We start from the raw sequence: 26,565 nt of genomic DNA on the forward strand, positions 1-26,565 counted from the left end.
TTCGTCCTCTTTCAATCTTTCATTGCACGAATCGTGTCAATTTAAATATTAGTAACCCAAAGCTTTCATGACCGGAGAAAGACACAAAACGATGCCGAACGCGAACACACACCACACGCGGGGAGAGCGGAACTTCCTGAGGGCGGGCACCTTATACACCAGCAGACAAGGGACGACGAATGAGGCAATACCATAGATGGGTGCCGCGAGCTGCTGAAGCAACAGGATCGAAAACCGAGTCTGCACCCAGCACCACAGGCCGATCACAATGAAGACGCAGATTCCGACGGATACAAGACGAACGTTGATGCGTTCGTGCGGAATGAACCGGGTGATGACGTTCATCACTACGCCTCTGATTGCCTCTTCGAGTCCAAGATAAATGCCCAGAAACGCGGTGACGATAGCGAACAGATTGAGCGCGGTCGCCATATACAGCACGCCGTTACCGGGAATGACGCTGCCCGCCAGTGCCAGAGCCGAGATATTTTGCGCCTTGGCCGACAGCGCCTCCTCATGCGTGAGTACAAAGGAGAACGAAGTGGCGAAGAACAGAATCGCAACCACGAGGATGACGTACGCTATGCGATTGGCACGAAACGCGCGATACGTTGCAATGCGCGGATCCTTCTCCACCTTGCGAAACGCGATGTTCATCGGGCTCAGGATCTGCACGAACATGATCGAAAACAGGGTGAACGGAGCGGTCAGAATGGTGTCGATCACGAACCGTTTGAGCTGCGGGACCTGCGGCAAACCAATTCGGAAATCCCAATGCGGGATCATCACGACCCCGAGAAGCACCACGACACCGAGCTTGAAGAGCACCAGTGGGCTCGACACCTTGAAGATCAGCTTTTCCCCCTGCGACGCAACGAGCACCAGGAGACACAGCAGCGTCAAGGAGAAGAACGGACTATCGGAGAGCAATCCCTTCGTCACACCAAAGCTCTGCAAATACTTGGCCGTATCAAAAGTAACCGCCAGGGAATAAGTCAGCATCCCTTTGACCAGCATGAAGAAGTACACCACCGCGAGAAAGATGCCCCAATTCTTTCCAAGATATTGCGTGATGATTCCGGCATAGTTCTCACACTCTTCGCTTTCAGATAGCGTCTGCAGGTAGAGCTTCTGCATCATGTACATTGCCGGATACGCGATCATTACCGATGCAGCAAACACCCAGACACCGGTGATACCAACCTGCACCGGCAGAAATACGATGCCGGAACCAATTGCCATCCCAATGCACAGGATGACCCACCCCATGTCGTATCTGGTGAACGGTACCCTGCCCAGCGATTCATCGGAAATCTCCAACTCAGTGAACGTGTTCAAGCCTGTCTCCTTGTATGTGAACACCTTGACGCGCAAACGCGACAAGGCATCGCTACGTTTTATCGTTCTTGTTATCGCGAGGCTCAGGGCCTCAAATGCCGTACGACCGCCCGCTGGCCCTCTTCGGTGCGGCACGAACGGCGAGTCCTCTTCAGTGGCGCGGGTGATCCGGCAACCGGATCGCCAGCATCTCGCCGACAGCACATGTCATTTCGCCAGCGGTCAGAGCAAGATCTATCCATGCCTTTCGTCCCTCGAGTGAACGAAGGCGCCCCTTGACCACCAATTCAACTCCGAATGGAGTGGGTTGCTTGAAGTCGACTCGCAGAGACGCCGTCACGAAACGTATTGGCGCTGATCTTTCGTCTTCGTGACGACCTTCATTGACACAAGAAAAGGCGGCGGCGGATGCGGCGCCGTGACAATCGAGAAGCGCGGCAATCATTCCGCCGTAGACGTGGTCCGGAACACCACCGCTGTATCGGAGGTCCGGCGTAAACGTCGCAACCGTTTCGTCTCCGACGAGGTAGCTCTTCAAATGATGGCCATGCGGATTGTGTGCGCCGCAGCCGTAGCAGTGGCCAAACTCGGGCGGATAGCGGTCTTGTATCGCGAGCGCATGCATGACGTGGTCTCCTCGACGAAATTCGGGCCTCTCGCGGTCGTCAGGAAGGACAGGTCACGTGGTACCGATCTCAGCTCGACCTCGAACTGGAGTCATCGTATGGGTTCATCAGATTCACAAACAATTGATATTTAAATCAACATGTCTTCGGTGACCAGGTTCGCGCTCGGAGCAATGGTTTCCCCCTAAGTCACCGGACTTGCCCCAGCGCCCGCCGGTCAATACGATGTTCATTTCGCCGAGCACGGCTTGAGGGAAAATTCAAATGGGGCATGGATCCGGCACGACGACACCGACGCTTCGGCAGCTTCAGCTGCTCCTCGCGCTCACATCTTCAGACGGGATTGCCAGCGCCGGCGCCAAGCTTGGTATGTCCCCTTCCGCTACAAGTCACGCACTGCGGGCACTGGAGGAAGCGCTGGGAACGGAGTTGATTGATCGAAACACATCGCGCGTCACGCTGACCTACACCGGCGAGCATGTTCTTCCTCATGTCCGCGATGTGTTTGCGTCTCTTCAACTGGTTCAGGCAACGGCACTGGCGGGCGCTGAGCTGAAGACCGGGTTGCTGCGTCTGGGTTCTTTCGGCGCGAGCGCGACGATCCGGGTTCTTCCACCGCTGATAGAGCGATTCAAGGCTCGCTACCCTGGCGTTGAAATCCTGGTCACGGAAAAGCCGGATGAACAAACATCGCGAGACTTGATCGAGCGTCGTCTGGAGCTCGCCGCCGTTACGCTGCCGAAGTCGGACTTCGATACACAAACGCTCGCCGTCGACGAGCTCGTCGCTGTTTTACCCTCCAACCACCCGCTGGCAAAGCTGGACACTGTTCCGCTCAAGGAGTTGACGGTAGACCCATTCATCCTCACCCGCGCGGGTTCGGAGGCCTTGGTGACCAAGCTATTCTCACGGAACGGGCTACGTCCACGCGTGACGTACGAACTGCTACAACTGATGTCGATACTTGAACTGGTTGCGAACGGGAAAGGGGTGTCGGTCCTCGCAAAATTCGCACTCCCGGATCAGTACGCCGGCACCGTCTTCCGTCCTCTGTCACCCAGTTCGTCAAGACGTATCGGCCTGGTATGCCTGAACGAAAATCGCCTTTCACCTGTCGCTCGCGCCTTCTGGCAAGAAACTCGTCGACATCAAGCGATCCTCAAATCGGCACCTCGTGGCTGACGCTCCGGACAATCCCGCACCGACGTGAAGTTGGCCGGATGATTGAAACAAGATTCAATTGCTCATGACGGTTCATGAGGCAAGAATCTGTCATGCCCGAAGACTCACTACGGAGCTTTCGCAAAAGTCTGCGGAAAACCTTCGGGGCAGTTGCGACAAGATCAATCACCCGGAGACATCTGATGCCCGTTCCATCTGCTCGCTTCAATCGCTTCGTCAGCGACTTTACGCAGCTCGTCGATACTTTCGCCAACGACGAGCGGCAAATCCTGGAGCGCGGACGTGAACGCCTTGCTGACATTGTCCGCCATGACGACTGGCTTCCGGACGAATACGCCCGGCCGGATCCTCAGTACTATCAGCAATACCTGCTCCATGCCGATCCCGCCGATCGGTTCTCGGTGGTCAGCTTTGTCTGGGGCCCTGGCCAGAAAACGCCAATCCACAACCATACGGTGTGGGCATTGATCGGCATGCTGCGAGGCGGAGAGCGTGCAGAGTCATTTGAAGTCGGTCGCCAGGGTCAGCCCATGCAGTCATGCGGAGTCGACTATCTCGAGCCGGGAACTGTCGAGAGCATTTCACCGCGCACCGGCGACATTCATCGGGTATCCAACATGTATGAGGATCGCGTCTCGGTGAGCATTCACGTCTACGGCGGAAACATCGGAAGAATTTCGCGGTACGTCTTCGATCCCGACACGAGCATCCTGAAACCCTTCGTTTCCGGCTACTCCAACGAGAGCGAGCTTTCCCGCCAGGCAACAGGAAACGCCTGAACACGTGCCCGGGTTCGTCACGTGGCGCTTGACGCGCCTGCTGCGGCTGATTTGGGGGAGGAAGCGGCCAGCCCCCCTTCAGCTGCCTGGTTTGTCTTGTTCAGGGTTACGACGATGACAGGGCAACCGCCTGTTGCCGCGCTTCAATTTTTTCGGATCCGGCTTCTTGCATCACGGCCCTGGATCGATCATCTTGGTGCTTGGTGCACATCCCGAAATACCAGTGAAGTCCGCACCCCGAGACCCGGTACCCGCCAGTGCTCCGCAATGGATGCCGGAAACCGCCACGCGATTCTTCGGATGGCGGTTCAATCACAAGTTTTTGTTCCCCGCAGCGGTTCAGCTCGTTCACCGACACATGGTTCTTCGCGGTCGTGCTGACTCGCCAGCCGCTCCGCGCGGGGGTCGTAATGCGCGCTCACGGCAAAGCCTAGTGGAGTCGCCGACATCACCGACGTCATCGGACTCGGTGCATGCTCGCATTGCGCACGGCATGTCAGGATTGCCAGCAGTCGCCGCATCATGAATCGGGCGGTCAGTCGCTCGACTTGGGATAGGCCAGCGCGAGTCCGTTGTACAGACACGATGCACTACACAGTACTTGTGTGGACGGGTGCAGTACCGACGTGTGGCCCGCAGCGTTCGATCGCCACGCGAACCGTCTCTTCCGGCGGCCGCTCCCACCAATCCAGCTCCGAAGAGATTTCCAGCTCGAACGGCCCGACATAGCCGATATCGTCCAGCCATCCCTTGATGCGCGGAATATCGACGACACCGTCGCCGACCATCCCGCGATCGCGCAGGTTTCGCGTCGGCACGAGCCAGTCACAATAGTGAAAGGTGATGATGCGCTGCGGTCCCGCGCGGCGAAGTTCAGCTTCGAAGGCCGGATCCCACCAGCAGTGGTAGACGTCGGGCACGAGCCCGGCGCCCTCACCGAGCTCGTCGCAGAGATCGTTGGCGAGCTTGATCGAATTCAGTACGCTGCGGTCGCCGGCGTACATCGGATGCAGCGGCTCGAGGCCAAGCTTGACGCCGGCTTCACGTGCATGCGGCAACAACGTGAACAGCGCATCGCGCACGCGCGCGCGTTGACCCTGTATGTCCTTGCTGTCCGGCGGCATCCCGCCGACCACCATCATCAGGCACGCCGCGCCGATTACCGCGGCCGCATCGAGCAACCGCCGGTTCGTATCAATCGCCGCGGCCATGCTCTTCTCGACGCTGACGTTGAGCCATTCGCTCGTGCGCAGCGACGGCACCCACATCTCCAGTTGCCGCAGATGCTTGCGTGTTTGCGCGACACCGTACTCATCCAGAAACCGCCGCCAGACCGCAATCCCGCTGATTCCCTGACGCTTGTAGCCTTCGAGCGCTTCAGGCAGCGTCCAACTGGGTGTCGTGATTTGATTGATCGCGAACCGCGAAAGGTCGTCACTCATGCCTCGGCTCTCTCCACGGGTTCCTCCGTGCTTGCATCGACGTTTCTTCAGCGTATGCTCACGCGCTGAAATAACGTACGACATGTACAGGCCGTGATACCTGTACAGGCGGCAGGGACTGCACACTTGGAAAGCGCAGCAGGCGTCCCGTCAGCGGCCGATGGAATCCGCGAGAAAATTGAACAGCCGGTCGAAATTGCAGTGCGCGACGTTGAACCTCAGCCAGCCCGTCTTGACGCGGCCGGCAAAGAACAGGTGTCCGGGCGCGAGCAAGATGTTCTGCTGCAGTGCGAGCTCGGCCAGCCGGGACGAATCCGTCTCGTCGCCGGCCGGCCTCGCCCAGACGAACATGCCGGAACGCGGCTCGCAGAACACGTCCATGCCGCTCGCCTCCAGCCGGCGGCACGTCTTTTCCTGCGCGGCGGCCAATCGGTCCCGCAATTGTTCCGTCTGTTTCCGGTAGTGCCCTTCCGACAACACCGCACTGACGAGACGCTCGGTGACGGTCGGCGTCGACATGCCGGACACGAGCTTCTGATACAGGAGCGCTTCGATGACATCGTGATCGGCAACGACGAAGCCGACGCGCAACCCCGCCCCGATGGTCTTTGAAAAGCTGCCGACATAGATCACGTTGCGCAGCTGATCCATCGATGCGAGCGTGAAATGTGCACCCTGCACGAGATCGGCCGACACGTCGTCCTCGACGATCAGGCAATCGTGGCGCTCCGCAATCTTGAGCACCTTGTAGGCCGCCGACGAGCTGTAGCTCGCTCCGGTCGGATTGTGCAACCGGCTGTTCGTGAAGTAGAGCTTCGGGCGACGTGCTTCGAGCGCGGCTTCCATCGCCGCGACATCCGGCCCGGTGGGCGTCATGGGTATCCCGATGGTTTCCACGTCGCGCATCCGCAGTGCGACCAGCAGGTCGCTATAACACGGCGCGTCGACCATCACGACGTCGCCGGGCTGCGTGAATTGTCGAATCACGAGATCGAGCGCCTGGTTCGCGCCCAGCGTCGTCATGATGCCGCCGACGTCGGTTTCGATTTCGTATTCGGCCAATTGACGCACGATCTGTTCGCGAAGCCGGTCGAAGCCCCGCGCATGTCCGTAGCCGAGCAGGTGCTCGGGGTGCGCCGCGAGTTGCCTCAGCGATCGTGCGATCCCTTCGCTGTCGAACCACGTTTCGGGAAGCCAGCCGGCACCTGCATGAATGGCCCCTTCGGTTGCGCCGAGAAAATTGCGCACGAGCCATCCGTTCGTGACCTTCTCGTCGAGCTTTTCCGTCGCTTTCCGCGGCGCGCCCAGGCGCCGTTCCGACACATAGAAGCCGGACCCGCGACGCGCCACCAGGACGCCTTGCGCGACGAGGCGATCGTAGGCTTCCACCACGGTAAAGGTGGACACGCCATGCGCGCCGGCGAACGCGCGGATGCTCGGCACGCGCGCACCCGGCCGCCAGCGCTTTTCGTCGACCTCCCGGATGATGCCCGCCACGATCTGCATGGTGAGCGACATCTCGGAACCTGCATCCAGGGAAAGAACGGGCTTCATAAGAACGACTCGCAACAAGAGACATGCGTATAGGCCACGGAGCCTGTACAGCGATCCGCCAGTACAGCCAAGTGTACATGTATCTGTGCAGGGTGTTTGCCTAAATTGCTCTTACGTCACCGCTGCATGCGTTCGGCGAGACGGCAACCCTTCACAGATACCCGTATGAAGAAAATACGAAATTCCGCAGAGCTTCTCTCTCAGGGCGCCGTCGAATCCCGGCGCATCGTTCTGGACATTGCCGACCGCACGCTCCAGCGTCTCGACGGCTACCAGCGCATTCGAAGCATCATGCGCGTCGACGGCGACATGCTGCATATCGGCACGCGCTCCTGGGACTTGTCGAAAAAGCGCAACGTGTATCTGGTCGGCGCGGGCAAGGCCTGCAATCACATGGCGATGGCCGTCGACCACGTGCTCGGAGACCGGCTGACGTATGGCATTGCCATCGTGAAGATCCATGAGGAATCCGATCGTTTCAATAAAACGGAAGTGTTCGTCGGTGGGCATCCGCTGCCGAACGAGGAAGGCCATCGCGCGTCGCGGAAGATCATCGAACTCGTCGATCAGGCCGGGCCCGACGATCTGTTCATCGCGGTGATCAGCGGCGGCAGCTCCGCGCTCATGTCGTGCCCGATCGACGGCATCACGCTGCAGGACGAGATCGACACGACCGACGTGCTGCTCAAATCCGGCGCGGGCATCTATGAAATCAACGCGGTACGCCGGCACATTTCCGCACTCAACGGCGGCATGCTTGCCAAGCGCATTCAGGCCGTGGGCGCAGAGCTGATCGGCTTCGGAATCAGCGATGCGGTGGGTTCTCCGGCGACGGGCGATATCGCTGTTCCGTACGCAGCGTACAAGAGCACGCCGATCGGCCCCGACATGACGACGCTCGACGATGCGCGCGCGACCATCGTGAATCGCAACGTCGCGGACCGCCTGCCCAAGAGCGTCGTCGATTTCCTGATGAACGCGGGACCCGAAGCGGAAACGCCCAAGGCATTTCCCGAGAACACCTACTTCCTGCTCAACACGCTGCCGGATTCGTGCATTTACGCGAAGGAGATCTGCGAGGAAATGGGCATACCGGCGATGATCGTCACGTCATTCCTCGAAGGAGAAAGTCGTGACGCCGGGACGTTCCTCGCAGCGATCGCGCGCGAGATCCAGACCTACGGCAGACCGATCAAGCCGCCGTGCGTACTGCTCAGCTCCGGCGAAGTCACGACGCTGATCAACGACAACAGCATCATCAAAGGGCATGGCGGCCCCGGCCAGGAAATGACGGTGAGCTTTGCCATTACCGCGGAGAAGACCCGCGGCGCATGCCTGCTGTCGATCGACAGCGAAGGGACGGACGGAACGGCGAAAGTCGCCGGCGGCATCACGGATTCGACGAGCCTCAAGGCAGCCGCCGCGAAGGGCGTCAGCCTGTACCAGGCATTGCGCGAGCATAGCTGTTACGAAGCGCTTGCGGCGATCGATTCGGCCATCTTCACGGGCAACACCGGCACCAACCTGTGCGACCTGAACATCCTGTACGTCCCGGCGGCGACGGAGGGCCTGTGATGACCGACAAGATCTCCTCCGTTCATGCGCAGCAAATCATCGACTGCAAATGCCGGCCGGCCGTCGAGGTCGAGATCCGCACCGAAAGCGGCGCGATCGGACGCGGCGCGGCGCCGACCGGGACGTCGGTCGGCATGCACGAGTCGTTCGTTCTTCGGGACGGCGATCCGACCACGTACAAGGGTCTCAGCGTGCACAAGGCCGTCGACTACGCGGCGAACGTCCTCGGCCCCGCGTTGATCGGCATGGACGTGTTCGACCAGCGCGCGATCGACGACAAGATGATCGCGCTCGACGGCACGCCGGACAAGCATCGTCTCGGCGGCAATACGATCTATTCCGTTTCCATTGCGGCGTTTCGCGCGGCGGCCGCTTCTCGCGCGATTCCGCTCTACGAGCACATTGCCGGTAGAGCGCTGCGGACCGTTCCGGTGCCCTGCTTCAATGTCGTCAACGGCGGACGTTACGACGGATTCACTCAGGCATTCAACGAATTCCTCATCGTGCCCTACGGGACCGACAGCATCGATTTCTCGATCGAGATGGCGGTAGCCGTGTTTCAGAAGCTGGGCGACGTCCTGACTGCGTATCTCGGACACAAGCCGCAAGTGGCCAGTTCGTATGGTTATGCCGCGCCATCGGAAGATCCGGAGATGATCCTCACGCTGATGCAGAAGGCCATCGACGAATGCGGCTATACCAACCGCATCGCGTTCGCACTGGATTGCGCATCGAGCGAAATGTACGACAAGCAGACGGGCCGCTATCTCCTCAAGGGAGAACACGTGTCGGCCGACGAACTGATTGCGTATGCCAGGTACCTGACCGAACGATTCAATCTCGTCTTCATCGAAGACCTCCTCGATGAAAACGACTGGGCGGGCTACAGCAAGGCCGTGCGGGAGCTCGAGCGGACGATCGTACTCGGCGACGATCTCACGGTGACGAACCTCGAACTGTTGCGCAAGGCTCACGACACGCATGCGGTGGACGGTTTCGTCCTCAAGCCCAACCAGGTCGGCACCATCACCGAGGCACTGGATGCCTATCGCTTCGCCGAAGCGCACGGCATGATCGCCGTGCCGTCCGGCCGCTCCGGTGGCGTGGTGGACGATGTCGTGATGGATTTCTCCGTCGGGCTCGAAGTCCCGTTCCAGAAGAACGGCGCACCGCGCTCGGGCGAACGCATCGAGAAACTGAACTTCCTGATGCGCGCCAACGCCCGCAGCCCGGGCTGCCGCCTCTACGACATCACACCGCTGCTGCGGTTCTAGTCCTCCGCTTCATCCATCCATTGTTCGTCTGTCGTCGCAACCCTTTCCGAAAAGGCCATCACCATGTATCCGAAGATCGACTTTCTGTACCTGTCCGAACCCGACACCATCGCCGCCGGCGTACTGGACGCCGCGCGTTGCGTCACCGTGTGCGAGGAAACCTTCAGCCTGCTCGGCAAGGGCGATTACCTGATGGGCGGCGCCAACCACAACAACCACGGCATGAACATCGTGTTTCCGAAGGAAACGCCGTTCCCGAACATGCCGGTGGCCGGTCCGGACCGCCGCTTCGCCGCGATGCCCGGTTATCTCGGCGGACGCTTCGACGTGTGCGGCAACAAGTGGTATGGCTCCAATCACGCGAACGTCGAGAAAGGCTTGCCGCGCTCGATCCTCACGATGATGCTGAACGACAAGGACACGGGCGCCCCGCTCGCGATGATGTCCGCGAACTTGCTGAGCGCGGCCCGCACCGGCGCGGTGCCGGGCGTTGCGGCAAAGCACCTCGCGAACAAGCACGCCCGGACCGTTTCCGTGATCGGCTGCGGCCCGATCAACAAGGCCTGCTTCACGGCAATCATCACGCAGCTCAAGGAAGTGAAGAAGGTGGTCTGCTTCGACGTGTTCCTCGACAAGGCGAACGAATTCGCGAGCTGGGTCAGCGATACGTACGACATCGAGGCAGTCGGCGTCGATCAGGCCGAACAGGGCTTCCGCGGCGCCGACGTGATCACGGTCGCTGCATCGCGCCTGAAGCCGCTGTATTTCAAGGACGAATGGATCGAGGAAGGTGCAACGTTGCTGATTTCCGGTCCGTTCAATACCGACGAATCGTTCCTCACCAGCGCAAAGATCGTTTTCGACCATACGCCGCTGCAGGAGGCCTATGTCGAAGACGCGATCGCTTCCGGCAACAAGGATGCGTACTACAGCGGCGTGATCGGCGGTCCGTTCTACCGGCTGATCGATGCGGGCAAGCTGCCCGCGCTGAAGGATTCCACCGGCCTCGGCGACGTGGTCAACGGCGTGAAGTCCGGCCGCGAGCAGGACAAGGACCGTGTCATCTTCATCGCGTGCGGGATGGCGGTGTTCGACATCAGCTGGGGCTACGAGCTGTACCAGAACGCACTGGCCAATGGAATCGGCCAGTCGCTGAATCTGTGGGACAAGCCGAGTCAGGCGTAATGCGCTGACTGCCATGTCAGAGTGAAGCGATGCAGGCCCTGTATGTCCACTCGACGTGCGGGGCCTGCTCCATTTTTGCCACTTGCTTTTACCTTCCTGGCCTGAAAGCGTGCTCACAAGCGCAGCCGGGCCTGCATTGCGCAAGCCCGGCGTCTCTCTTCAGCACGCGATGGATGAACAGCAGGAAGGCGGCGGCGCGGCGCGCCGCGCCGGTTACATCAGGCCGCCCGCTTGACGAGGCCGCGGAGCTCCACCGGGAACAGCATGTCGCGGGCGATCGAATCATCTTCTCGCAGCGCATTGGCTGCGTCGTGCACGCCGAAGAAGTCGAGGAACAGCGGCGACTGAAGAATCAGCATGTCGAATCCCGGCAATACGGTCTTGCCTTGTCCCATCGCCGCCTTCAGCCATGGCGTCGGCTGGTTGTTCATCAGAATGTCGCGGACTTGCGCGGACGGACCCAGCCGCTCGGTCGGCACCGGCAGCGGATCGCTCGTCTTCAGGCCCAGCGGCAACGCCGACCGACGAGATCAGCGCGCTTTCCTTGAAAAGGCTGATGATGTTCGATAGCAGCGGTGGAATCGCGCGCGGCAGCGCCTGCGGAAAAATCACGTGAACGATCTTCACGCGCGGCGACAGGCTCAGCGCGATACACGCGTCGTGCTGCTCGGACGAGATCGACTTGAGCGCGCCGCGAAACGTCTCGCCGGTGATCGCAGTCATGTACAGGGGCAGCGAGATGATCACTGACAGGGGGTAGCCGTACCTTTCGTGCATTTTCTGGCGGTTTTGACACAAAATCTCCTGTAATTCAACAAGTTGAAAATCAGCAAGTTTCGTGAAAGCCGAGAGGCCGAAAAGGCTTGCAGTAAGCGTCTCTGCGAGCGGTCACCGTCAGATTTCGCACGATTCGAACGAATACCCCAATAAGAAGCGGCTCCGGGACACATCGTCCGGGAGCCGTTCAACTCGGAGTGGAGACCTTCTTAGAACCGGTGACGCAGGCCGACCGTTGCGATCGCCTGGGAGCGCTTCCCTGCATCGATGTCCGTCGATCCGATCACGGCTTGCGCGGCGCCCGCGCCGTTCTCGCCAGTCGCATGGCCGTACGACGCCACGGCGTACACGTCAGTGCGCTTGCTCAGGTTGTAGTCGGCGCCGATGCTGAACTGATGGTACTTCGCCGACGAATCGCCCAACGAGCGCAGATAGTTGTAGCCGATCTCGGTCACCAGTGCCGGGCTCACCTGCCACAGTGCGTAGACCGACCCGTTGTGATATTTCTCCGACCGACTGAATGCCGACGACGCATCCGGGTTGTATTGCGAGTAGCTGTAATAGCCGCCCAGCGTGAAATCGCCGAGCGCATATCTCCCGCCGGCACGCGCAATGTTGACCGAACGCGCGGAAGCATACGCGCCATTGACACTGCTGCTGAACAGCGAGTCGGCCGACGTCTTGGTTCGCTGCGCGGCGGAGCCGTTCCCGTTATCGATATGGAGCACGCCGGCCGCCACGGCCAGCGGTCCGTTCGTATAGGCCGCCGCGCCGCTGTAGGTCTGTCCGGAACCAACCGCCCCGGCCACACCACCGAACGAATACATTGCGGAGAACTGCAAGCCGGACCAGCTTGGACTCGACCACTTGACCGCGTTGTTGATGCGAACGCTGTTGTCGGCGTTGTCGATATCACCAGGCGACGAGAAGAAGCCACCAAGGTAGTTGTCGCCCTGCACTGGCTGCACCAGGTCGATGAGCGGATCATACTGACGCCCCAGCGTGACCGTGCCCCAGGTGCTGGCATCCGACAGCCCCACGTACGCTTGCCGGCCGAACATGCGACCGCCTTGACCGAGCGTGCCCGTGGTGGAATTGAAGCCGTTTTCGATCTGGAAGATCGTCTTCAGCCCACCGCCGAGATCCTCACTGCCCTTCAACCCCCAGCGCGAGCCCGACTCGGTACCGCTCGCCATCAGGATCTGCGTCGATTTCCCACCGCTGTTATGGACATACATCAGCCCGGTGTCGACGACCCCGTAAAGCGTCACGGAATTGTCCGCATACGCGTGCGATGCGAAGACACCTGCTGCGATGGCGATTGCCTTTACGTACGGATTCTTCATTCAATCCCCTCAACCCTGAAAGTCAATTAGTCATACTTATCAAACCACCCGGAATGCGATCTTGTTTCTCCCGCTCGATGAGTCATGCCGGGTGAGGCTCGGTGGCGCCCGTTCCGTCGTTTCGTGACAAACCGAAGCCGATCGCCAAAAGCGATGAACAGGCACTCACTTTCCGTCGACTGCCTCAACGAAAGGTCGTCTCGGAATCTTTCAAATCGTCTTCGGGACGCAACCCAATGCTTCCCGAGTCTCCGACGAACCTATCTGTCTCGTCCAAGGACTCACGAATCACGATCAATCATCGGCCCGAACGCTCGACCATCCCGCGCAGCTCCCTGGGAAAAAGCAGATCCCGCGCAAACGAATCGTCCTCTCTCACCAAGTCCGCAGCCTCAGGGAAGCCGAAGTAGTCCAGAAACAACGGCGTCTGCAAGATCAGCATGTCGAAGCCCGGCAGGACCGCATTTCCTCGGGACATCGCTGCCTGGAGCAGCGGGGTGGGCTGATTCTTCATCAGGATGTCGCAAACCTGCGCCGTCGCATCCAGCCGGCCGGGCGGAACAGGCAGCGGGTCGGACGGTTTCAGGCCCAATGGCGACGCGTTGATCACGAGATCGAAACCCGCCGGGTCGTTGCTGTCCTGAACCGACGTTTTCACGCCGTATCGCGACTCGACGGAATTCGCGAGCTCCTGCGCCCTGGATGTCTCCGGATCGAAAATGGCAATCCTCGAAACCTCGGCTTCCGCCAATGCAGTCGCGATCGCGGAGGCCGCGCCGCCGGCACCGATCAACAGCACCGCCTTGCCGCGGTATGTCAGCGAGTATCGGTCCATCGACTTGACGAAGCCGAGCCCGTCGAACAGGTCGCCCTCGAGCTCGCCTTGCTCGTTGCGGCGGATCGTGTTCACCGCGTTCGCGGTGGCAGCCCCCTTCGAACAGCGGTCGACCAGTTGTGCCGCTGCTGTCTTGTGGGGAATGGACAGCACCATGCCGCGCGTCGTCGACGACCGAAACAGCGAACGCACCGTGTCCACCAGATTCTCGGGCTTCACATGAAGCGGAACCATGACGGCATCGATGCCGCACAGCGGAAGCACCCTGTTGAAGATCTCGGGCGTTCGTACCTGGTCGATGGGATCCGCGACCATGAAGAAAACGCCGGTTTTGCCGGTAATCATATGCATCCGATATTAGAGAGAACTGCGCTTTCGAAGGTGTCGCTCCGGCCTGTCGAAAGACAGCAGGCCATGCAGGCAACGAATCGACGCGTATCCGCGCGATTCGGTAATTCCGTCAACCCTCACCCCACGTATCGCTGAGCATGAATCCAGCAGCAAGCGGATCATCCGGGTCGACGCCGATCTGTTCGACGCTGTAGATCCATGCCCGCCCGGTCACTCGCGGAAGAACGGCGGGTTTGTGGCCGACCTGGGTGCGCCCCAGGAGCGCCACCTTGAATTCACTGCCGATCGTCGAGCGCGAAGTAAGCTGGCTTCCCACCTCGACTTCACCTCGCGCGGCGAGCGTCGCCAGATTGGCCGAGCTGCCCGTGCCGCACGGCGACCGGTCGATACGTCCGGGCGGCAAGGTCGTGCAGGTCTGATAGGTCGAGTTGTCCACTCGATTGCGAAACATCACGTAGGCGATCTGGTTGATCTGCGGGTAAAGCGGATGCTGGACCTCGACCTGAGCATTGATGACACTTCTCAGGCTCACCCCGAGGTCGGCGAGCTGGCGGGCGTTCTGAGGCACGATGTCGATTCCCAACTGGCTCACGTCGACCAACGCGTAATAGACGCCCCCAAATGCGATGTCGACCTTGACTTCACCGTACCGTTCGGTTGCGATGGGCACATCCAACTGTTCGACAAAGGCCGGAACCATGTCGAGCGACACGCCGACGCAACGGCCGTCGCGACAGGTCGCCCGCGCCGTCACAAGACCGGCGGGCGTATCCAGCACGACGGTCGTTTCCGGCTCCTGCATCGGCACCATCCCGAGCTCGAGCAGCGCGGTCACCACGCAGATCGAATTGCTCCCGGACATCGGATGAGCCTTGTCCGACTGGAGCACGATGAAGCCCGCGTCGGCTTCCGGGCGCGTGGGCGGCAGCAGCAGATTGACCGACATCTGCAGGCAGCCGCGCGGCTCGAGCACGACCAGCCGTCGCAAACTGTCATCCACCTCGTTGATGTAGTTCATCTTGTCGAGCATGGTCTCGCCCGGAATATCCACCACGCCTCCGGTGATGACCTTGCCGATCTCGCCCTCGCAATGCACGCCAACCAACTGCAAACTCTTTTTCCAGCGCATGATTCACCTGCTTCGGTTAGTTTGACCCGCTGACCCAATACCGCGAAAACCCGCCCCGCCGCACGTCTCGCTAACCAAAACGGTAGGCGCTGAACGGCGTCAAATCCTGCTTCGGTGCGCGGCCCGCGGCTAGATCGGCGATCAGGCGACCGGTCGTGGCGCCCAGCGTGAGGCCAAGCTGCCCGTGCCCGATCGCCATCAGTACGTTGGGCAGGCGTCGGGAACGGTCGATGATCGGTTTCGTATCGGGCAGGAAAGGCCGATAGCCGACGCCGAATTCGTGCTGGTCGGTACGCAACTCGGGCAGGATCCGCTTTGCCTTGCTCAGAATGATTTCGGCCCGTTTGAAGTTCGGCGCGGCGTTGCGGCCGGCAAACTCGATCGTGCCGCCGATTTGCAGGCCTCGCGTCATTGGCGTGAAGCAGAACCCACCATCTGCATAAATCACCGAATGGCGGAACTCGACGCCCGGATGACTCAGGAGGGTTTGATACCCCGCGACGCCTTCCAACGGCACATCGACGCCCAACTGGGTAAAGAACCGGCGTGATCCAACTCCCGCCGCCACCACCACATGCGATGCGGCGATCCGCTCTCCATTCGAAAGCGTGACCCCGGTTGCGCGCCCGGACGCTTCATCGATGCGATCGGCACCGAAGCGCATGCGCTGCCCGCCTTGCGCGAGGAAGCTGTCGGTCAGCGCCGAGACGAACCCCGCCGTGTCACTGACGAATCGCCACTGCGGCAGCAGCAATCCATGCGAAAACCGCCCCGCGAGTGCGGGCTCGAGATCCGCGATATCGGATGCGTCAAGCTCCTGCGACGTGAAACCGAGCGACTGCCGAATCTCGTTATGGGCGCGCTCTCGCTCGATCCCTGCGGGGCTGTCGAAGACTTCCATGACGGGGCGCTGCACGAGCAATGCCTTGTCGTCACACGCGTCGAGCAAAGGCCCGTAATCCGCGAACACATCCTGCGTCAGCGACGCCATTGCATGCGCAATGTCCTTGATGCGCGCGTGCGTGGCGCATGACATGAATCGCAAGAACCACGGCAGGATGCGCGGCAGCGCGCTCGGGCGCAGCGCAAGTGGCCCGGTCTGATCCATCAGCCATCCGGGCACCTTCATCAGGATGCCCGGCTTCGACAGCGGAATGATCTCGCCGACCGAGATCTGGCCGCAACTCCACTTCACCGTGCTGTCACCCACCTGCTCGGGGTCGACCAGCGTGACCGAATAGCCGCTGCGCTGGAGATAGAGCGCACAGCACGTCCCCACGATGCCGCCGCCAATCACGACCGCCGACTCCTGCCTTCCGGCGGCGGTGGCCGGCATCCGTTCACTGGGTAGCGCGCTCATTTGGCGAAATCCTGCAAGCTGAAACCGTGCGCGTACGGTTGCGCATCGTCAACGTAATGCTCGCCGCGTCCGGTAATCCACGCACGGCCTTCGACACTCGGATAAACGGCGTCGAGGCCACTTTCCAGCTTCGTGGTTCCCTCGACGCGACCGACGAAGCGGCTGAGAATCAGGCTTTCGTGCGTGAATGGCTGCCCGTCACGCAGCAAGCCGCGAGCGTAGCGCTGCGCGACGCGCGCCGACGTACCGGTACCGCACGGCGACCGATCGATCAGGAGTTCCCCCGCGATGACCACCGCCCTCGCATCCGCGTCCGCCGCTACCGGCCTGCCGGTCCACATGCAATGCTTCACACCGCGGATCTTCGGGTTGTCGGGATGAACCACGTCGACCGCCGCGTTGACCAGCCGCTGAACTTCCCAGCCCCATGCGAGCAGTTGATCCGGCGTGAAGTGTTCACATCCGGGGTAGTTCTCCTGCACGTCGACGATCGGGTAGAAATTCCCGCCGTACGCGATGTCGACGGTCAGCTTGCCGAGAGTCGGCAGCGTGATTTCGAGGTCGCGATGCAGCAGGAAGCTGGGCACATTGGTGAAACGAACGGATTTGACCTTGTCGCCATCCATGTCGTAGCGGGCCGTCACTTGTCCGGCCGGCACGTCGACGACGACCAGGCCGGGTTGCTTCGGCGCGATCAGGCCGGACTCGAGCGCGAACGAAATCGAGCCGATCGTGGCATGCCCGCACATCGGCAGACATCCGGACGTCTCGGCGAACAGCAAACTGAAATCCGCGTTTTCGCTGATCGCCGGGTAGAACAGCGTGCCGGACATATGAGCGTGGCCGCGCGGCTCCATCATCAACGCACGGCGCACCCAGTCGAAGTGTTCGACAAAATACAGTCGGCGATCATTCATCGTCGCGCCGACCAGTTCCGGCGCCCCGTCGATCACCATCCGGACCGGCATGCCTTCGGTATGCCCCTCGATGCATTTAAAGCTGTATTTCGACATGTTGGCTATCTCGCACTTCTGTCAGTGAATTGTTTCGGCTCAGTACGCAAAGCGCTTGAGGAACCGCGACTCGACCACGCCGACGAGACGCGTCAGCGGAAAGGCCACCAGGAAATAGATGATCGCGACGGTCGTCAGGAACTCGACCGGATGCGCGGTGCTGTTGGAGATGTTTTGCCCGACGAACATCAGGTCCGCGATGCCGACCGACGAGATCAGCGCGCTTTCCTTGAACAGGCTCACGATGTTCGACAAGAGCGGCGGAATCGCCCGCAGCAGTGCCTGCGGAAAGATCACATAGAGCACCTTGGCCTGCGGCGTGAGGCTCAGCGCAATGCATGCGTCATGCTGCTCGGACGAGATCGACTTCAGCGAACCACGGAAGGTCTCGCTGGTGATCGCCGTCATGTAAAGCGTCAGCGAGATCAGCACCGACAGATAAGGCGGAATCGGCAGGCGGAACAACACCGGGAAGCAGAAGAACACCCAGAACAGCTGAATCAACAGCGGCGTGCCGCGGAAGAGTTCAACGTAGAAGGTCGTGATCGCCGTCACCCAGCGCGACGGCGCCATGCGCAACAGACTCAGGACGAACCCGCCCAGGCTGCCGACGATCGCACAGATGCTGGTGAATCCGAGCGTCAGCCCGAGGCCCTTCAGCAACACCAGCCAGTACGGCAGGACAATCGAAAAATCGAGAGACATTTTCTGCTCCTCAACGCTGCATGGCGGCATCCTGGCGACGCTCGATGACGTGCACCATTCGTGAGATCGGCACCGAGAGCGCGAGGTAAATGAGTGCAACGACCGAATACGTTTCCAGCGGACGATAGGCCTCGGTCGCGAGACTCTTGCCGACGTACATCAGATCCGCAACGGCCACGATCGCGACGAGCGCGCTCTGCTGAAGCGTGCCGATGCCATTGGTCATCAACACCGGCATCGCGCTGCGCAGCGCTTGTGGCAGCACGACGTAGACGGTCCGTTGCCACGGCTTCAGCCCGAGTGCGACGCACGCGTCCAGGTGTTCCTTCGGAACGGCCTGCACCCCGGCGCGATACGCCTCCGCGTTGAATGCGGTCAAGTTGAGGCCGAGCGCGAGCACGCCCATCACGATCGGATCGACAAAGACGTCGACCATCATCGGGATGCAGTAAAAGAACCAGACGATTTGTAGCAGCGCGGGCGTGCAGCGGAAAAACTCGATGAAGAGTTGGGCCGGCCAGCGCACGATCGCCCAACGGCTCATGGCCACGAGACACAGCAGAAAGCCGAGCACGACGCCCATCACGTTCGCCGCGATTGCAAGCTCGAGGGTGACCAGCAAACCATCGAACAGCTTGCCGACACTGCCGACAAGGAAATTGAAATCGAATTGGTAGTTCATGGTCTCGACCTCAATCCAGGTGCAGGACTTTCTCGAGGAACTCGCGCGTGCGCGCTTCCTTCGGGCATTTGAAGATCTCGGCCGGCGCACCTTGCTCGACGATCTTGCCACCCGCGCAAAACACCACCCGCGTCGCAATATCTCGGGCGAAGTGCATGTCGTGCGTGACGATGATCATCGCCATCTTCTGCTCGGCAAGCTTGAGCATCACGTTCTGGACTTCGATGACCATCTCCGGGTCGAGCGCGGACGTCACCTCGTCGAACAGCATCAGCTTGGGTTCGAGCATCAACGCGCGGGCAATCGCGACCCGCTGCTTCTGCCCGCCGGACAACTGGCTTGGATAGGCGTTCAGCTTGCTTTCAAGGCCGAGGCGCGCGAGATACGTGCGGGCACGCTCGGTCGCGTCCTCCTTCGACAGCCCGCCAACCTTCATCGGCGCCAGAATCAGGTTGCCGAGCACCGACAGGTGCGGAAACAGCGTGTAGTGCTGGAATACCATGCCGATCTGCTTCTGCAGCTTCGTGTCGATGCGCTTCGCCCGGCCCGAGTCGGCGCCGTGGATATACGGCTTGCCCTGGAACGCGATCTCACCGCCCTGAACGCCTTCGAGTCCCATCATCACGCGCAGCAGCGAACTCTTGCCGCTGCCGCTCGGGCCGATGATCACGAGCCGGTCGTCCGCGCGCATGTTCAGGTTCATCCGGTCCATCACGACGAGATTCTCGCCGTACGACTTGTACACGTCCCGAAGCTGAACGAAATCACCTTGGTTCGCGTCATTGACGGCACAGACGTTCGGAGCGGACGATTGCACGATTTTCACTTGGGATGACAACATGGAGACTTCCTCGATCCGAGCGCCTTTGGGGCGCTCGCGGTTTGAATCGAACCCGATGATTCGCCTCAGAGGGGTGTCGCTTGCGCCACATCACGCGGCGGGGCGATCCGTCGCCACGCCGCCCCCTCACGACCCTTACTTCGCCTGTGCGAGCGTTTCCCGAACCGACGCCTTGACCAGTCGCTCCATTTCTCCCGACTTGATTTCATCGTCGATGAACTTGTTCAGGAGGGCGATATCCGCGGCCGGCGTCTCCTTCCGAACGCCGAAGCAAATGCCTTGCTGCGCGAGCGGCGGATTCGGCTGAAGGGTCACTGCCCAGTCGGCGTGCGCTTCGGTCAGAAGCCGGTTCGTCATGTTGTCGTCGGCCAGCATGTCGGCGCGCTTCGACATGAGTGCAAGCCGCGTCTCGTCATAGCCCGGCAGCCGCATGACCTGAGCCTGCTTCAGCACCCCCGTAATGGCCTTGTCCTGCGCCGTTCCGGACATGACGGCCACGATCACGCCGGGTTTGTCGATATCGGAAATGGCATGAACGGCCTTGGGAAGCTTAGGGTTGTTCTTGTTGTAAGCGAGGGTGACGCTGTAGTCGATTGCCGCCTTCGAGAAAGCGATGGCCTTCTCACGCTCCGGTGTGTCATTGAGCGACAACGACATGTCCCACTTGTCCGATTGCAGGCCGGCGACGATGTTGTCCCAGGTGGTGTCCACGAATTCAACCTTGACCTTCAGGACCTTTTCCCCAAAAGCCCGGCAAATTTCGGAGAACATGCCGCTGTATTGGCCCGTCTTCGGGTCGCGCATGACGTACGGCGGCGACGTGGCTGCGCCGCATCGCAGCACACCGGCCTTCCTCACGCTTTGCCAAGTGGAGCTGTCCTGCGCGTGCGAAGGCGCGCTGGCGAACAGCGAAGCGAATGCGGCACCGCAGAGGAAAGCGTGACGCAAGAATTTCGACATCCCAACCATTTTGAACCCCTTAATTGAAATTAGCCCTAAAACGGACTCAAACTAACGGCACATCGCACCGCTATCCAAAGTTTGCATTCAACTTCGAAATCACCTTTGGACGTCGAATTCCTCACGCCCATTCGTTCCAGCGATTAATCTTTCCTCTGAGCGTTCTCCTCAAAAAAAGCGTGACGATGCGATAGCACTTACGCCAGACACCCTGATTTCTTCAGTTTTCCCGCGTGCCCGATCGCGCCGGGAGGCCAACATGCGCTCGTTCGGCAGCGCATCCGCGCCGGGACCTCCATGCTTCATATCTGCGCCCGCTGGCTCCAACCGACACCCCATCTGCAGCACCGCTTCGTTACACACATATTGTCGACCCAATGACGACAATGTCAATCGGAAAATTTAATCTCCGCGTCTCCGTGGATCGCTCTCTTCCCCGCTGGACAAGCGTTTGACGGCGCCGATAGGGAAAAACCCGATTCGAAAATACCCTGCGGCGGCCCGCATCCCATTGACACTTTTCGGGCCCGGTGCAATCATAAGTCGACATTACGTCGACCAAAAATCGGCGCAAAAAATTGAGTACCCGGCCCCCAAAGGCACCCCGCGCGCTCGTGCAGGGCACGCGTCGAGGCGAGCTCCACGTACCGAACCAGTCGGTGGGGGCAAAAGTCTGAAGCAGAAGGTCTTAGGAACAATGCATTCGTACCGGCACATCGCTATCACGATGATTTGGACGGCAAGTCAGCCGCTAGCGGTTACGAATGCGAGCGAGAGGCGCAGAAAAGGGGCGCGCACGTCAACTTGTATGAAGAAGCAGTCACTTGCGACTGCGTCACAGCAAAACGGCATTCACACACAGGAGGCTATATGCCGATTATTCGCCTTGAAATACTTACCGGCAGGACACATGCACAGAAATCCGAACTCGCCGAGGTCCTGACGCGCGAGACGGCGCGCATCGCCAAATGCGCGCAATCGGATGTTCAACTCGTGATTACCGAGGTCGACCGCTCATTGTGGTCGGTTGGGGGGATTCTCGCGGAACCGAATCCGAAACTGGCCGCGGCAAAATAACAAATCCACACGCGTCACTGCGGGAGGTGGCGCGCATGGCTTGGTCCCGATAGGGTCGGCAGGTTACTCCGCCATCGTGGGCGACTTCTCTCGATTGGGCGCGATATAAGTCAGAGGGACACCCGCGGTCAGGTTGCGGTCCATGAACTGCATGAACCGTCCCTTGAACTGCACCGCATGCCGATGCGCGCACTCTTCCGCCTTGTCCGCATCGCCTTGCACAATCGCATCGACCATGTCGGTATGGTCGCTGGCCATTTCCTTGACGCTGATATCCGGATCCAGTGCCTTGAACTGAAAGTGAAGGTGTAGCATCCGCCGCCCTTCATCGAGCAGCCGGCGATACAGGTCGGCGAAGTAGATATTTCTTCCCGCTTGCGCGATCGCCATGTGGAAGTCGTAATTGGACTCGATCATGGGCAGGCTGTCGCCCAGCTTGATGCTTGCGGCAATACCTTTCTCGTAGCCCTTTTGCATTTCCCGAATTTTGGCGAGGTCGGCCGGAGTACGGTGCAATGCGGCAAGACGTGTGGTGACACGTTGCAACAGATCCAGCGCATCGAGATACTCCGGAACGCGCGCGAAATCCATCGGCGTTACGACGGTGCTCCGATTGGCGAGCGTCGTGACCAAGCCGTCCGCGGACAGGCGAACCAACGCCTCCCGAACCGGCGAGCGCGACAGGTCGAAGCGTTCCGCCAGCCCCACTTCATCCAGAGGCATGCCTGGCGCAAGCCTCATCGTCAGAATTTCGTCTCGCAGGACTGCATACACCCGGGCGGCGCCTGTTTCCTTGCCGGTGGGATTTTGGACTGATGGCCTGGCCATGTTGAGCTTCCTGAAATTCGGTCACGGATGCACTGGCTTGCACGTACGAGCCGAAGTGCTCGGCGCCCGCTTGGGGCGCCGCTGGTGAGATCCCTCATCCATTTGAGTAAATCATGCTAGCACAACCCGCCATGCGGCCTTCGGCGGCGGGGAGGCCGGCCGGCACCTCACGGCTGGGACGCGTAAGACAAGTAAGCGGTTCTCACCAGCCAGCCGCAGTCGACCGGGAGCGTCACCCCGGTGATCGCGGCCGCCTCCGCCGAGCACAGGAAGAAGATCGCGTCGGCAACCTCGGCGGGATCGACAAAGCGGCCCAACGCCGATTTGTCGATCACCGCGCTTGGATCGCGCTCCCCTGACTCGATCCGCGCCTGCATGGCGGGCGTCAACGTATAACCCGGCGCCACCGCGTTGACACGCACCCCTTTACTCCCCCATTCCGCCGCCATGACTTCGGTCAGCATCCGGAGCCCTGCCTTCCCGACCGCATAGCCGATCTGCGCGGAAGGCCGGTATGTCGTCAACGAGCAGAGATTGACGATCGCCCCTTTCCCCCTTTCACACATGGCGGCGCCGAACGCGCGCGAAGCCTGCAGCGTGCCTCGCACGTTGATGTCCATCAGCCGGTCGAATTCGGCGATATCCATCTCCAGCAGACGCCTGGCGTTCTGAAGGATCCCCCCGGAGTTCACCAGCGCATCGGGCACGCCGTGCGACTTGAGGATCGTGCCGGCGAACTGCCCGATCGATTCATCGCTCGCAAGATCGACCGAGTAAAAGACGACGTCGCGTCCGGCCTCGCGAAGCTCGCTCGCAATCTGTTGGCCCCGACCTTCATTGACGTCGCCGATCACGACCCTCGAGCCGGCCGCGGCAAAACGGCGTGCCGTGGCCTCGCCGATACCGCTCGCCCCGCCAGTCACAACTACCAGATTCGAATGGGTGCTCATGTTTGAACCTCAGTAAGTGGCGAGTACGTCGCCCATGGCCGGACAGGATGGGGCTGCGTGCAACCGATCATGAACAGCCTGGCCGACTTCGCGCCTGGAAAATTGCACAATTCAGTCGATCATTTGTCGACAATGATCGAGTAGCGACCTTGGGATGTCAAGGAACGGAGGCCGGAAATTTCGGAAATCAGGACGTGGGTTAACCACTATCTATCTCACCAAACTCCTTGTACGGCGGGCATTACAGGCGGCCAAACCCATTCCGCCGGCTTTTGATCGCTTGACATTGTCGTCATTTAGTCGACAATGGATCCACAGCATTGTCTGACTCGTGGAGGAAGATTGTGGTGGTTCTCAAGTGGATACTTGCTTCGCCTGCCGCCTCGTTCCTGGCCGGTTTGCTGTCCGTCCACGGGACGGCCGTGGCTTATACGCGGCCGTCCTGGCATTACGAAACCGACGTGCTTGGCGACGGGATCCGCCCGAATCGCCGGGATGCTTTCCCGACTGTCGGCAGCACCGCCAAGCGCGGGACAGCAAAACCGAAGCAATAGCCGGACACGGCAACCCGACACGCTCGTACTGGCACTCACCCCAATATTTCGGACTCCGGCACGAGTTGATTAACGCACCAACACTGAGCAATTACTGGACGGACGACACTATGGCAAGCGCACGCATTGGCGTTGATATCGGTGGAACCTTTACCGACCTCGTACTTCTCGACGACAAAGGTCAGGTGACCTTCACGAAGGTTTCGTCGACCCCGGCGGCTCCGGAAGAGGCCGTGCTGACCGGTGTCGAGCGCATCCTGAAGCAGGCCGGCCTCAAGACCGCCGATGTCACGGAAGTGCTCCACGGCACCACGGTCGGCTCGAACACGATGCTCCAGAAGGTCGGCGCGAAGTGCGGGCTGATTACCACGAAGGGTTTTCGCGACGTGCTCGAGATCGGCCGCGTTCGCACCCCCACGATGTTCGATCTGACCTGGGACAAGCCCGTTCCGCTCGTGGAGCGCCGTTATCGACTCGAAATCGACGAGCGCACGCTGGCTTCAGGGGAGGTGCACCGCCCGACGCCGATCGATGAAGTTGTGAAAGCCGGCGAGTTCTTCAGAAGCGAAGGCGTCGAGTCGGTCGCCATCTGCTTCATCAACTCGTACAAGAACCGGGAAAACGAAGCCACCGCGCTCGCCGCCTTCCAGGAACATTTTCCCGAGATCAGCGTCACGGCATCGATCTCCGTGCTTCCCGAACTCCGCGAGTACGAGCGCACGTCGACCACCGTCGTCAACGCGTATGTCCTCCCCGCGCTGCGCACGTACCTTCAGCGGCTCGAGAGCGGCCTGAAGCGCATCGGCGTGCATGCGCCGCTGCTCGTGAGCAATTCGAACGGCGGCCTGTCCAGTGCCCGCGTCGCGCAGGACACGCCCGTTTTCTTCATCTCCTCCGGCCGATCCGCCGGCGTGGTCGGCGCCGGACGCCTCGGCGAGGCGCGGCATGACACCGATCTCGTCGTGTTCGACATGGGCGGCACGACCGCGTCGGCCTCGCTGATTCACGACGGCCAGCTCGCCCGCACCAACGAGTACGAGTTTCGCGCGGGCATCTCGACCCCGAGCCGCTTCATCAAGGCCGGCGGTTACATGATGCGCGTGCCCACCATCGACGTCGCCGAGGTCGGCAGTGGCGCCGGTTCGATTGCGTGGCTCGATGCGGGCGGCCTGCTGAATGTCGGTCCGATTTCGGCGGGTGCCTATCCGGGGCCGGTCTGCTACGGCATCGGCGGCGATCGCCCCACCGTGACCGACGCGAACGCGATCCTCGGCTTCCTCCCGCAGCGGCTCGCCGGCGGAACGATGGAGCTCGATATCCCGGCTGCGCGCAACGCGGTCGACCAGTTGCTGGCCAAGCCGCTCGGCATCTCGATCGAGGAAGCGGCGGTCGGCATCCGGGAAGTCGTCAACGTGAACATGGCGCGGACCATCAAGGCCGTGACGGTGGAACGCGGCGTCGACCCGCGCGACTTCACGCTGATGGCCTTCGGCGGCTCCGGTCCCGTCCACGCGTGCGACCTCGCGCGCACGCTCGAGATGAAGCGCGTCGTGTTCCCCGCCGCGCCCGGCGTGTTCACGGCGATGGGCATGCTCGCGGGCGCCGTCGAGCGCTACTTCGTGCGTCCGTTCATCGAACTGCTCGATACACTCGATCTCGACGCGCTCACGCGAAACATTTCCGAAATGCGGGAAGAAGCGGCCAAGGCGCTCGCGGAAGAAGGGTATACGGCCGATCGCATCCATTACGTGTTCGAACTCGACATGCGCTTCCGCGGCCAGGATTACGAAATCCCGGTGCATATCCCGGCGACGCTCGACGACAGCACCCGCGAGCAACTGCGCAAGGGCTTCCGCGACGCGTATACGACGATGTACGGATATGCATCGAACGACGCGATCGAGTGCGCGAACGTGCGGCTTCTCGCCCGCGGGCTGGCAACCAAGACGCTGGACTTCCGCGACATCCGGAACGCGGCCAACGCAAGCACCGAGCATAGCCGCACCAGCCGGCGCGTCTATTTCAACCGCGAAACGGGCTGGGTCGACACGCCGATCGTCCCGCGTGCGCTGCTGGACAACGAGATCGTCGGCCCGGTCATTCTCGAAAGCTCGGATACGACGATCGTCATTCCGCCCGGCTGGCGCGTCGGCACCGACAAGGTCGGCAGTGTCATCGCGTCGCTCGCCTGAACCCCAAAGG

Annotated in this window: 23 protein-coding genes and 1 pseudogene; 7 read left to right on the forward strand and 17 right to left on the reverse strand. The window is 60.8% G+C overall.

Annotated features, from left to right (window positions below; translation table 11 throughout):
* Positions 1 to 48 precede the first annotated feature (48 nt).
* Together DIE23_RS09785 and DIE23_RS09790 are read right to left on the reverse strand one after the other, a co-directional pair.
* Positions 49 to 1,338 carry an amino acid permease gene (locus DIE23_RS09785; RefSeq protein ID WP_260436015.1) on the reverse strand — a complete coding sequence of 430 codons (1,290 nt, stop codon included), beginning with the start codon at positions 1,336 to 1,338 and terminating at the stop codon, positions 49 to 51.
* Between the two features lie 151 nt (positions 1,339 to 1,489).
* Positions 1,490 to 1,963 (reverse strand): PaaI family thioesterase, encoded by a 474-nt coding sequence (locus tag DIE23_RS09790; RefSeq protein WP_124611930.1) that lies wholly within the window; start codon positions 1,961 to 1,963, stop codon positions 1,490 to 1,492.
* Between the two features lie 265 nt (positions 1,964 to 2,228).
* Between DIE23_RS09790 and DIE23_RS09795 the strand changes: the two genes are divergently transcribed.
* Both DIE23_RS09795 and DIE23_RS09800 read left to right on the forward strand, forming a co-directional pair.
* Positions 2,229 to 3,146 carry a LysR family transcriptional regulator gene (locus tag DIE23_RS09795; RefSeq protein ID WP_124611931.1) on the forward strand — a complete coding sequence of 306 codons (918 nt, stop codon included), beginning with the start codon at positions 2,229 to 2,231 and terminating at the stop codon, positions 3,144 to 3,146.
* Between the two features lie 182 nt (positions 3,147 to 3,328).
* Positions 3,329 to 3,925, forward strand: a complete 597-nt coding sequence (locus tag DIE23_RS09800) for a cysteine dioxygenase (RefSeq protein WP_124611932.1) — start codon at positions 3,329 to 3,331, stop codon at positions 3,923 to 3,925.
* Between the two features lie 590 nt (positions 3,926 to 4,515).
* On the opposite strand, the gene DIE23_RS09805 is transcribed toward DIE23_RS09800, so the two are convergent.
* Both DIE23_RS09805 and DIE23_RS09810 read right to left on the reverse strand, forming a co-directional pair.
* Positions 4,516 to 5,367, reverse strand: coding sequence for a sugar phosphate isomerase/epimerase (locus DIE23_RS09805; RefSeq protein ID WP_124611933.1), 852 nt, complete (start codon positions 5,365 to 5,367; stop codon positions 4,516 to 4,518).
* 150 nt (positions 5,368 to 5,517) lie between these two features.
* Complete coding sequence (locus DIE23_RS09810) at positions 5,518 to 6,885, reverse strand: PLP-dependent aminotransferase family protein (protein ID WP_260436016.1); 1,368 nt, start codon at positions 6,883 to 6,885, stop codon at positions 5,518 to 5,520.
* A 201-nt stretch (positions 6,886 to 7,086) separates the two neighbouring features.
* Between DIE23_RS09810 and DIE23_RS09815 the strand changes: the two genes are divergently transcribed.
* The 3 genes from DIE23_RS09815 (at position 7,087) to DIE23_RS09825 (ending at position 10,955) form a co-directional block, all read left to right on the forward strand.
* Positions 7,087 to 8,496, forward strand: a complete 1,410-nt coding sequence (locus DIE23_RS09815; protein WP_124611935.1) for a glycerate kinase — start codon at positions 7,087 to 7,089, stop codon at positions 8,494 to 8,496.
* A complete protein-coding gene (locus DIE23_RS09820) occupies positions 8,496 to 9,770 on the forward strand; it encodes a phosphopyruvate hydratase (RefSeq protein WP_124611936.1) in 1,275 nt (424 codons plus the stop codon). Before DIE23_RS09815 ends, DIE23_RS09820 begins: the two co-directional genes overlap by 1 nt.
* A 63-nt stretch (positions 9,771 to 9,833) precedes the next feature.
* Entirely contained in the window at positions 9,834 to 10,955 is a 1,122-nt protein-coding gene (locus DIE23_RS09825) for a tyramine oxidase subunit B (protein ID WP_124611937.1), read from the forward strand.
* A gap of 218 nt (positions 10,956 to 11,173) precedes the next feature.
* Here the strand turns inward: DIE23_RS09825 and DIE23_RS09830 are convergent, their stop codons facing one another.
* The 11 genes and pseudogenes from DIE23_RS09830 to DIE23_RS09880 all read right to left on the reverse strand — a co-directional run bounded on the left by DIE23_RS09830 (position 11,174) and on the right by DIE23_RS09880 (position 20,954).
* Complete coding sequence (locus tag DIE23_RS09830) at positions 11,174 to 11,386, reverse strand: hypothetical protein (RefSeq protein WP_185646420.1); 213 nt, start codon at positions 11,384 to 11,386, stop codon at positions 11,174 to 11,176.
* Positions 11,387 to 11,531: 145 nt separating this feature from the next.
* Positions 11,532 to 11,732: pseudogene (locus DIE23_RS40075) on the reverse strand (ABC transporter permease subunit); the annotation flags it as partial.
* Between the two features lie 209 nt (positions 11,733 to 11,941).
* Complete coding sequence (locus tag DIE23_RS09840; RefSeq protein WP_124611938.1) at positions 11,942 to 13,078, reverse strand: porin; 1,137 nt, start codon at positions 13,076 to 13,078, stop codon at positions 11,942 to 11,944.
* Positions 13,079 to 13,376: 298 nt separating this feature from the next.
* The gene (locus tag DIE23_RS09845; RefSeq protein WP_124611939.1) at positions 13,377 to 14,258 is read right to left on the reverse strand and encodes a shikimate dehydrogenase; all 882 of its coding nucleotides are present in this window, start codon (positions 14,256 to 14,258) and stop codon (positions 13,377 to 13,379) included.
* Positions 14,259 to 14,373: 115 nt separating this feature from the next.
* The gene (locus DIE23_RS09850) at positions 14,374 to 15,393 is read right to left on the reverse strand and encodes a proline racemase family protein (RefSeq protein WP_124611940.1); all 1,020 of its coding nucleotides are present in this window, start codon (positions 15,391 to 15,393) and stop codon (positions 14,374 to 14,376) included.
* A gap of 70 nt (positions 15,394 to 15,463) precedes the next feature.
* Positions 15,464 to 16,753, reverse strand: a complete 1,290-nt coding sequence (locus tag DIE23_RS09855; RefSeq protein WP_124611941.1) for an FAD-binding oxidoreductase — start codon at positions 16,751 to 16,753, stop codon at positions 15,464 to 15,466.
* Positions 16,750 to 17,766 carry a 4-hydroxyproline epimerase gene (locus tag DIE23_RS09860; RefSeq protein WP_124611942.1) on the reverse strand — a complete coding sequence of 339 codons (1,017 nt, stop codon included), beginning with the start codon at positions 17,764 to 17,766 and terminating at the stop codon, positions 16,750 to 16,752. Before DIE23_RS09860 ends, DIE23_RS09855 begins: the two co-directional genes overlap by 4 nt.
* Before the next feature lie 39 nt (positions 17,767 to 17,805).
* Positions 17,806 to 18,471, reverse strand: a complete 666-nt coding sequence (locus DIE23_RS09865; RefSeq protein WP_124611943.1) for an amino acid ABC transporter permease — start codon at positions 18,469 to 18,471, stop codon at positions 17,806 to 17,808.
* 10 nt (positions 18,472 to 18,481) lie between these two features.
* Positions 18,482 to 19,264 carry an amino acid ABC transporter permease gene (locus tag DIE23_RS09870; RefSeq protein ID WP_260436017.1) on the reverse strand — a complete coding sequence of 261 codons (783 nt, stop codon included), beginning with the start codon at positions 19,262 to 19,264 and terminating at the stop codon, positions 18,482 to 18,484.
* Positions 19,164 to 19,994, reverse strand: a complete 831-nt coding sequence (locus DIE23_RS09875; RefSeq protein ID WP_124611944.1) for an amino acid ABC transporter ATP-binding protein — start codon at positions 19,992 to 19,994, stop codon at positions 19,164 to 19,166. The genes DIE23_RS09870 and DIE23_RS09875 overlap by 101 nt, the downstream gene beginning before the upstream one ends.
* A gap of 135 nt (positions 19,995 to 20,129) precedes the next feature.
* Entirely contained in the window at positions 20,130 to 20,954 is an 825-nt protein-coding gene (locus DIE23_RS09880; protein ID WP_260436018.1) for an ABC transporter substrate-binding protein, read from the reverse strand.
* Between the two features lie 870 nt (positions 20,955 to 21,824).
* Between DIE23_RS09880 and DIE23_RS09885 the strand changes: the two genes are divergently transcribed.
* On the forward strand, positions 21,825 to 22,031 hold the full coding sequence (locus tag DIE23_RS09885) for a tautomerase family protein (protein ID WP_124611946.1): 207 nt from the start codon (positions 21,825 to 21,827) through the stop codon (positions 22,029 to 22,031).
* A gap of 63 nt (positions 22,032 to 22,094) precedes the next feature.
* Here DIE23_RS09885 and DIE23_RS09890 read toward each other — a convergent pair whose 3' ends face one another.
* Together DIE23_RS09890 and DIE23_RS09895 are read right to left on the reverse strand one after the other, a co-directional pair.
* A complete protein-coding gene (locus DIE23_RS09890) occupies positions 22,095 to 22,859 on the reverse strand; it encodes a GntR family transcriptional regulator (protein ID WP_124611947.1) in 765 nt (254 codons plus the stop codon).
* 167 nt (positions 22,860 to 23,026) lie between these two features.
* On the reverse strand, positions 23,027 to 23,809 hold the full coding sequence (locus DIE23_RS09895) for an SDR family NAD(P)-dependent oxidoreductase (protein WP_124611948.1): 783 nt from the start codon (positions 23,807 to 23,809) through the stop codon (positions 23,027 to 23,029).
* 664 nt (positions 23,810 to 24,473) lie between these two features.
* On the opposite strand from DIE23_RS09895, the gene DIE23_RS09900 reads away from it, so the two are divergent.
* Positions 24,474 to 26,555, forward strand: coding sequence for a hydantoinase/oxoprolinase family protein (locus DIE23_RS09900; protein WP_124611949.1), 2,082 nt, complete (start codon positions 24,474 to 24,476; stop codon positions 26,553 to 26,555).
* Positions 26,556 to 26,565: the final 10 nt, after the last annotated feature.

This window comes from Burkholderia sp. Bp9143 (assembly GCF_003853645.1).
GTDB lineage: Bacteria > Pseudomonadota > Gammaproteobacteria > Burkholderiales > Burkholderiaceae > Burkholderia.

What these genes read in the sequence shown, in the direction of transcription:
- DIE23_RS09790 (WP_124611930.1), bottom strand. Translation starts at nt 1,963, where the DNA reads ATGCATGCGCTCGCGATACAAGACCGCTATCCGCCCGAGTTTGGCCAC.
- DIE23_RS09795 (WP_124611931.1), top strand. Translation starts at nt 2,229, where the DNA reads ATGGGGCATGGATCCGGCACGACGACACCGACGCTTCGGCAGCTTCAG.
- DIE23_RS09800 (WP_124611932.1), top strand. Translation starts at nt 3,329, where the DNA reads ATGCCCGTTCCATCTGCTCGCTTCAATCGCTTCGTCAGCGACTTTACG.
- DIE23_RS09805 (WP_124611933.1), bottom strand. Translation starts at nt 5,367, where the DNA reads ATGAGTGACGACCTTTCGCGGTTCGCGATCAATCAAATCACGACACCC.
- DIE23_RS09810 (WP_260436016.1), bottom strand. Translation starts at nt 6,885, where the DNA reads ATGTCGCTCACCATGCAGATCGTGGCGGGCATCATCCGGGAGGTCGAC.
- DIE23_RS09815 (WP_124611935.1), top strand. Translation starts at nt 7,087, where the DNA reads ATGAAGAAAATACGAAATTCCGCAGAGCTTCTCTCTCAGGGCGCCGTC.
- DIE23_RS09820 (WP_124611936.1), top strand. Translation starts at nt 8,496, where the DNA reads ATGACCGACAAGATCTCCTCCGTTCATGCGCAGCAAATCATCGACTGC.
- DIE23_RS09825 (WP_124611937.1), top strand. Translation starts at nt 9,834, where the DNA reads ATGTATCCGAAGATCGACTTTCTGTACCTGTCCGAACCCGACACCATC.
- DIE23_RS09830 (WP_185646420.1), bottom strand. Translation starts at nt 11,386, where the DNA reads ATGAACAACCAGCCGACGCCATGGCTGAAGGCGGCGATGGGACAAGGC.
- DIE23_RS09840 (WP_124611938.1), bottom strand. Translation starts at nt 13,078, where the DNA reads ATGAAGAATCCGTACGTAAAGGCAATCGCCATCGCAGCAGGTGTCTTC.
- DIE23_RS09845 (WP_124611939.1), bottom strand. Translation starts at nt 14,258, where the DNA reads ATGATTACCGGCAAAACCGGCGTTTTCTTCATGGTCGCGGATCCCATC.
- DIE23_RS09850 (WP_124611940.1), bottom strand. Translation starts at nt 15,393, where the DNA reads ATGCGCTGGAAAAAGAGTTTGCAGTTGGTTGGCGTGCATTGCGAGGGC.
- DIE23_RS09855 (WP_124611941.1), bottom strand. Translation starts at nt 16,753, where the DNA reads ATGAGCGCGCTACCCAGTGAACGGATGCCGGCCACCGCCGCCGGAAGG.
- DIE23_RS09860 (WP_124611942.1), bottom strand. Translation starts at nt 17,766, where the DNA reads ATGTCGAAATACAGCTTTAAATGCATCGAGGGGCATACCGAAGGCATG.
- DIE23_RS09865 (WP_124611943.1), bottom strand. Translation starts at nt 18,471, where the DNA reads ATGTCTCTCGATTTTTCGATTGTCCTGCCGTACTGGCTGGTGTTGCTG.
- DIE23_RS09875 (WP_124611944.1), bottom strand. Translation starts at nt 19,994, where the DNA reads ATGTTGTCATCCCAAGTGAAAATCGTGCAATCGTCCGCTCCGAACGTC.
- DIE23_RS09880 (WP_260436018.1), bottom strand. Translation starts at nt 20,954, where the DNA reads ATGTCGAAATTCTTGCGTCACGCTTTCCTCTGCGGTGCCGCATTCGCT.
- DIE23_RS09885 (WP_124611946.1), top strand. Translation starts at nt 21,825, where the DNA reads ATGCCGATTATTCGCCTTGAAATACTTACCGGCAGGACACATGCACAG.
- DIE23_RS09890 (WP_124611947.1), bottom strand. Translation starts at nt 22,859, where the DNA reads ATGGCCAGGCCATCAGTCCAAAATCCCACCGGCAAGGAAACAGGCGCC.
- DIE23_RS09895 (WP_124611948.1), bottom strand. Translation starts at nt 23,809, where the DNA reads ATGAGCACCCATTCGAATCTGGTAGTTGTGACTGGCGGGGCGAGCGGT.
- DIE23_RS09900 (WP_124611949.1), top strand. Translation starts at nt 24,474, where the DNA reads ATGGCAAGCGCACGCATTGGCGTTGATATCGGTGGAACCTTTACCGAC.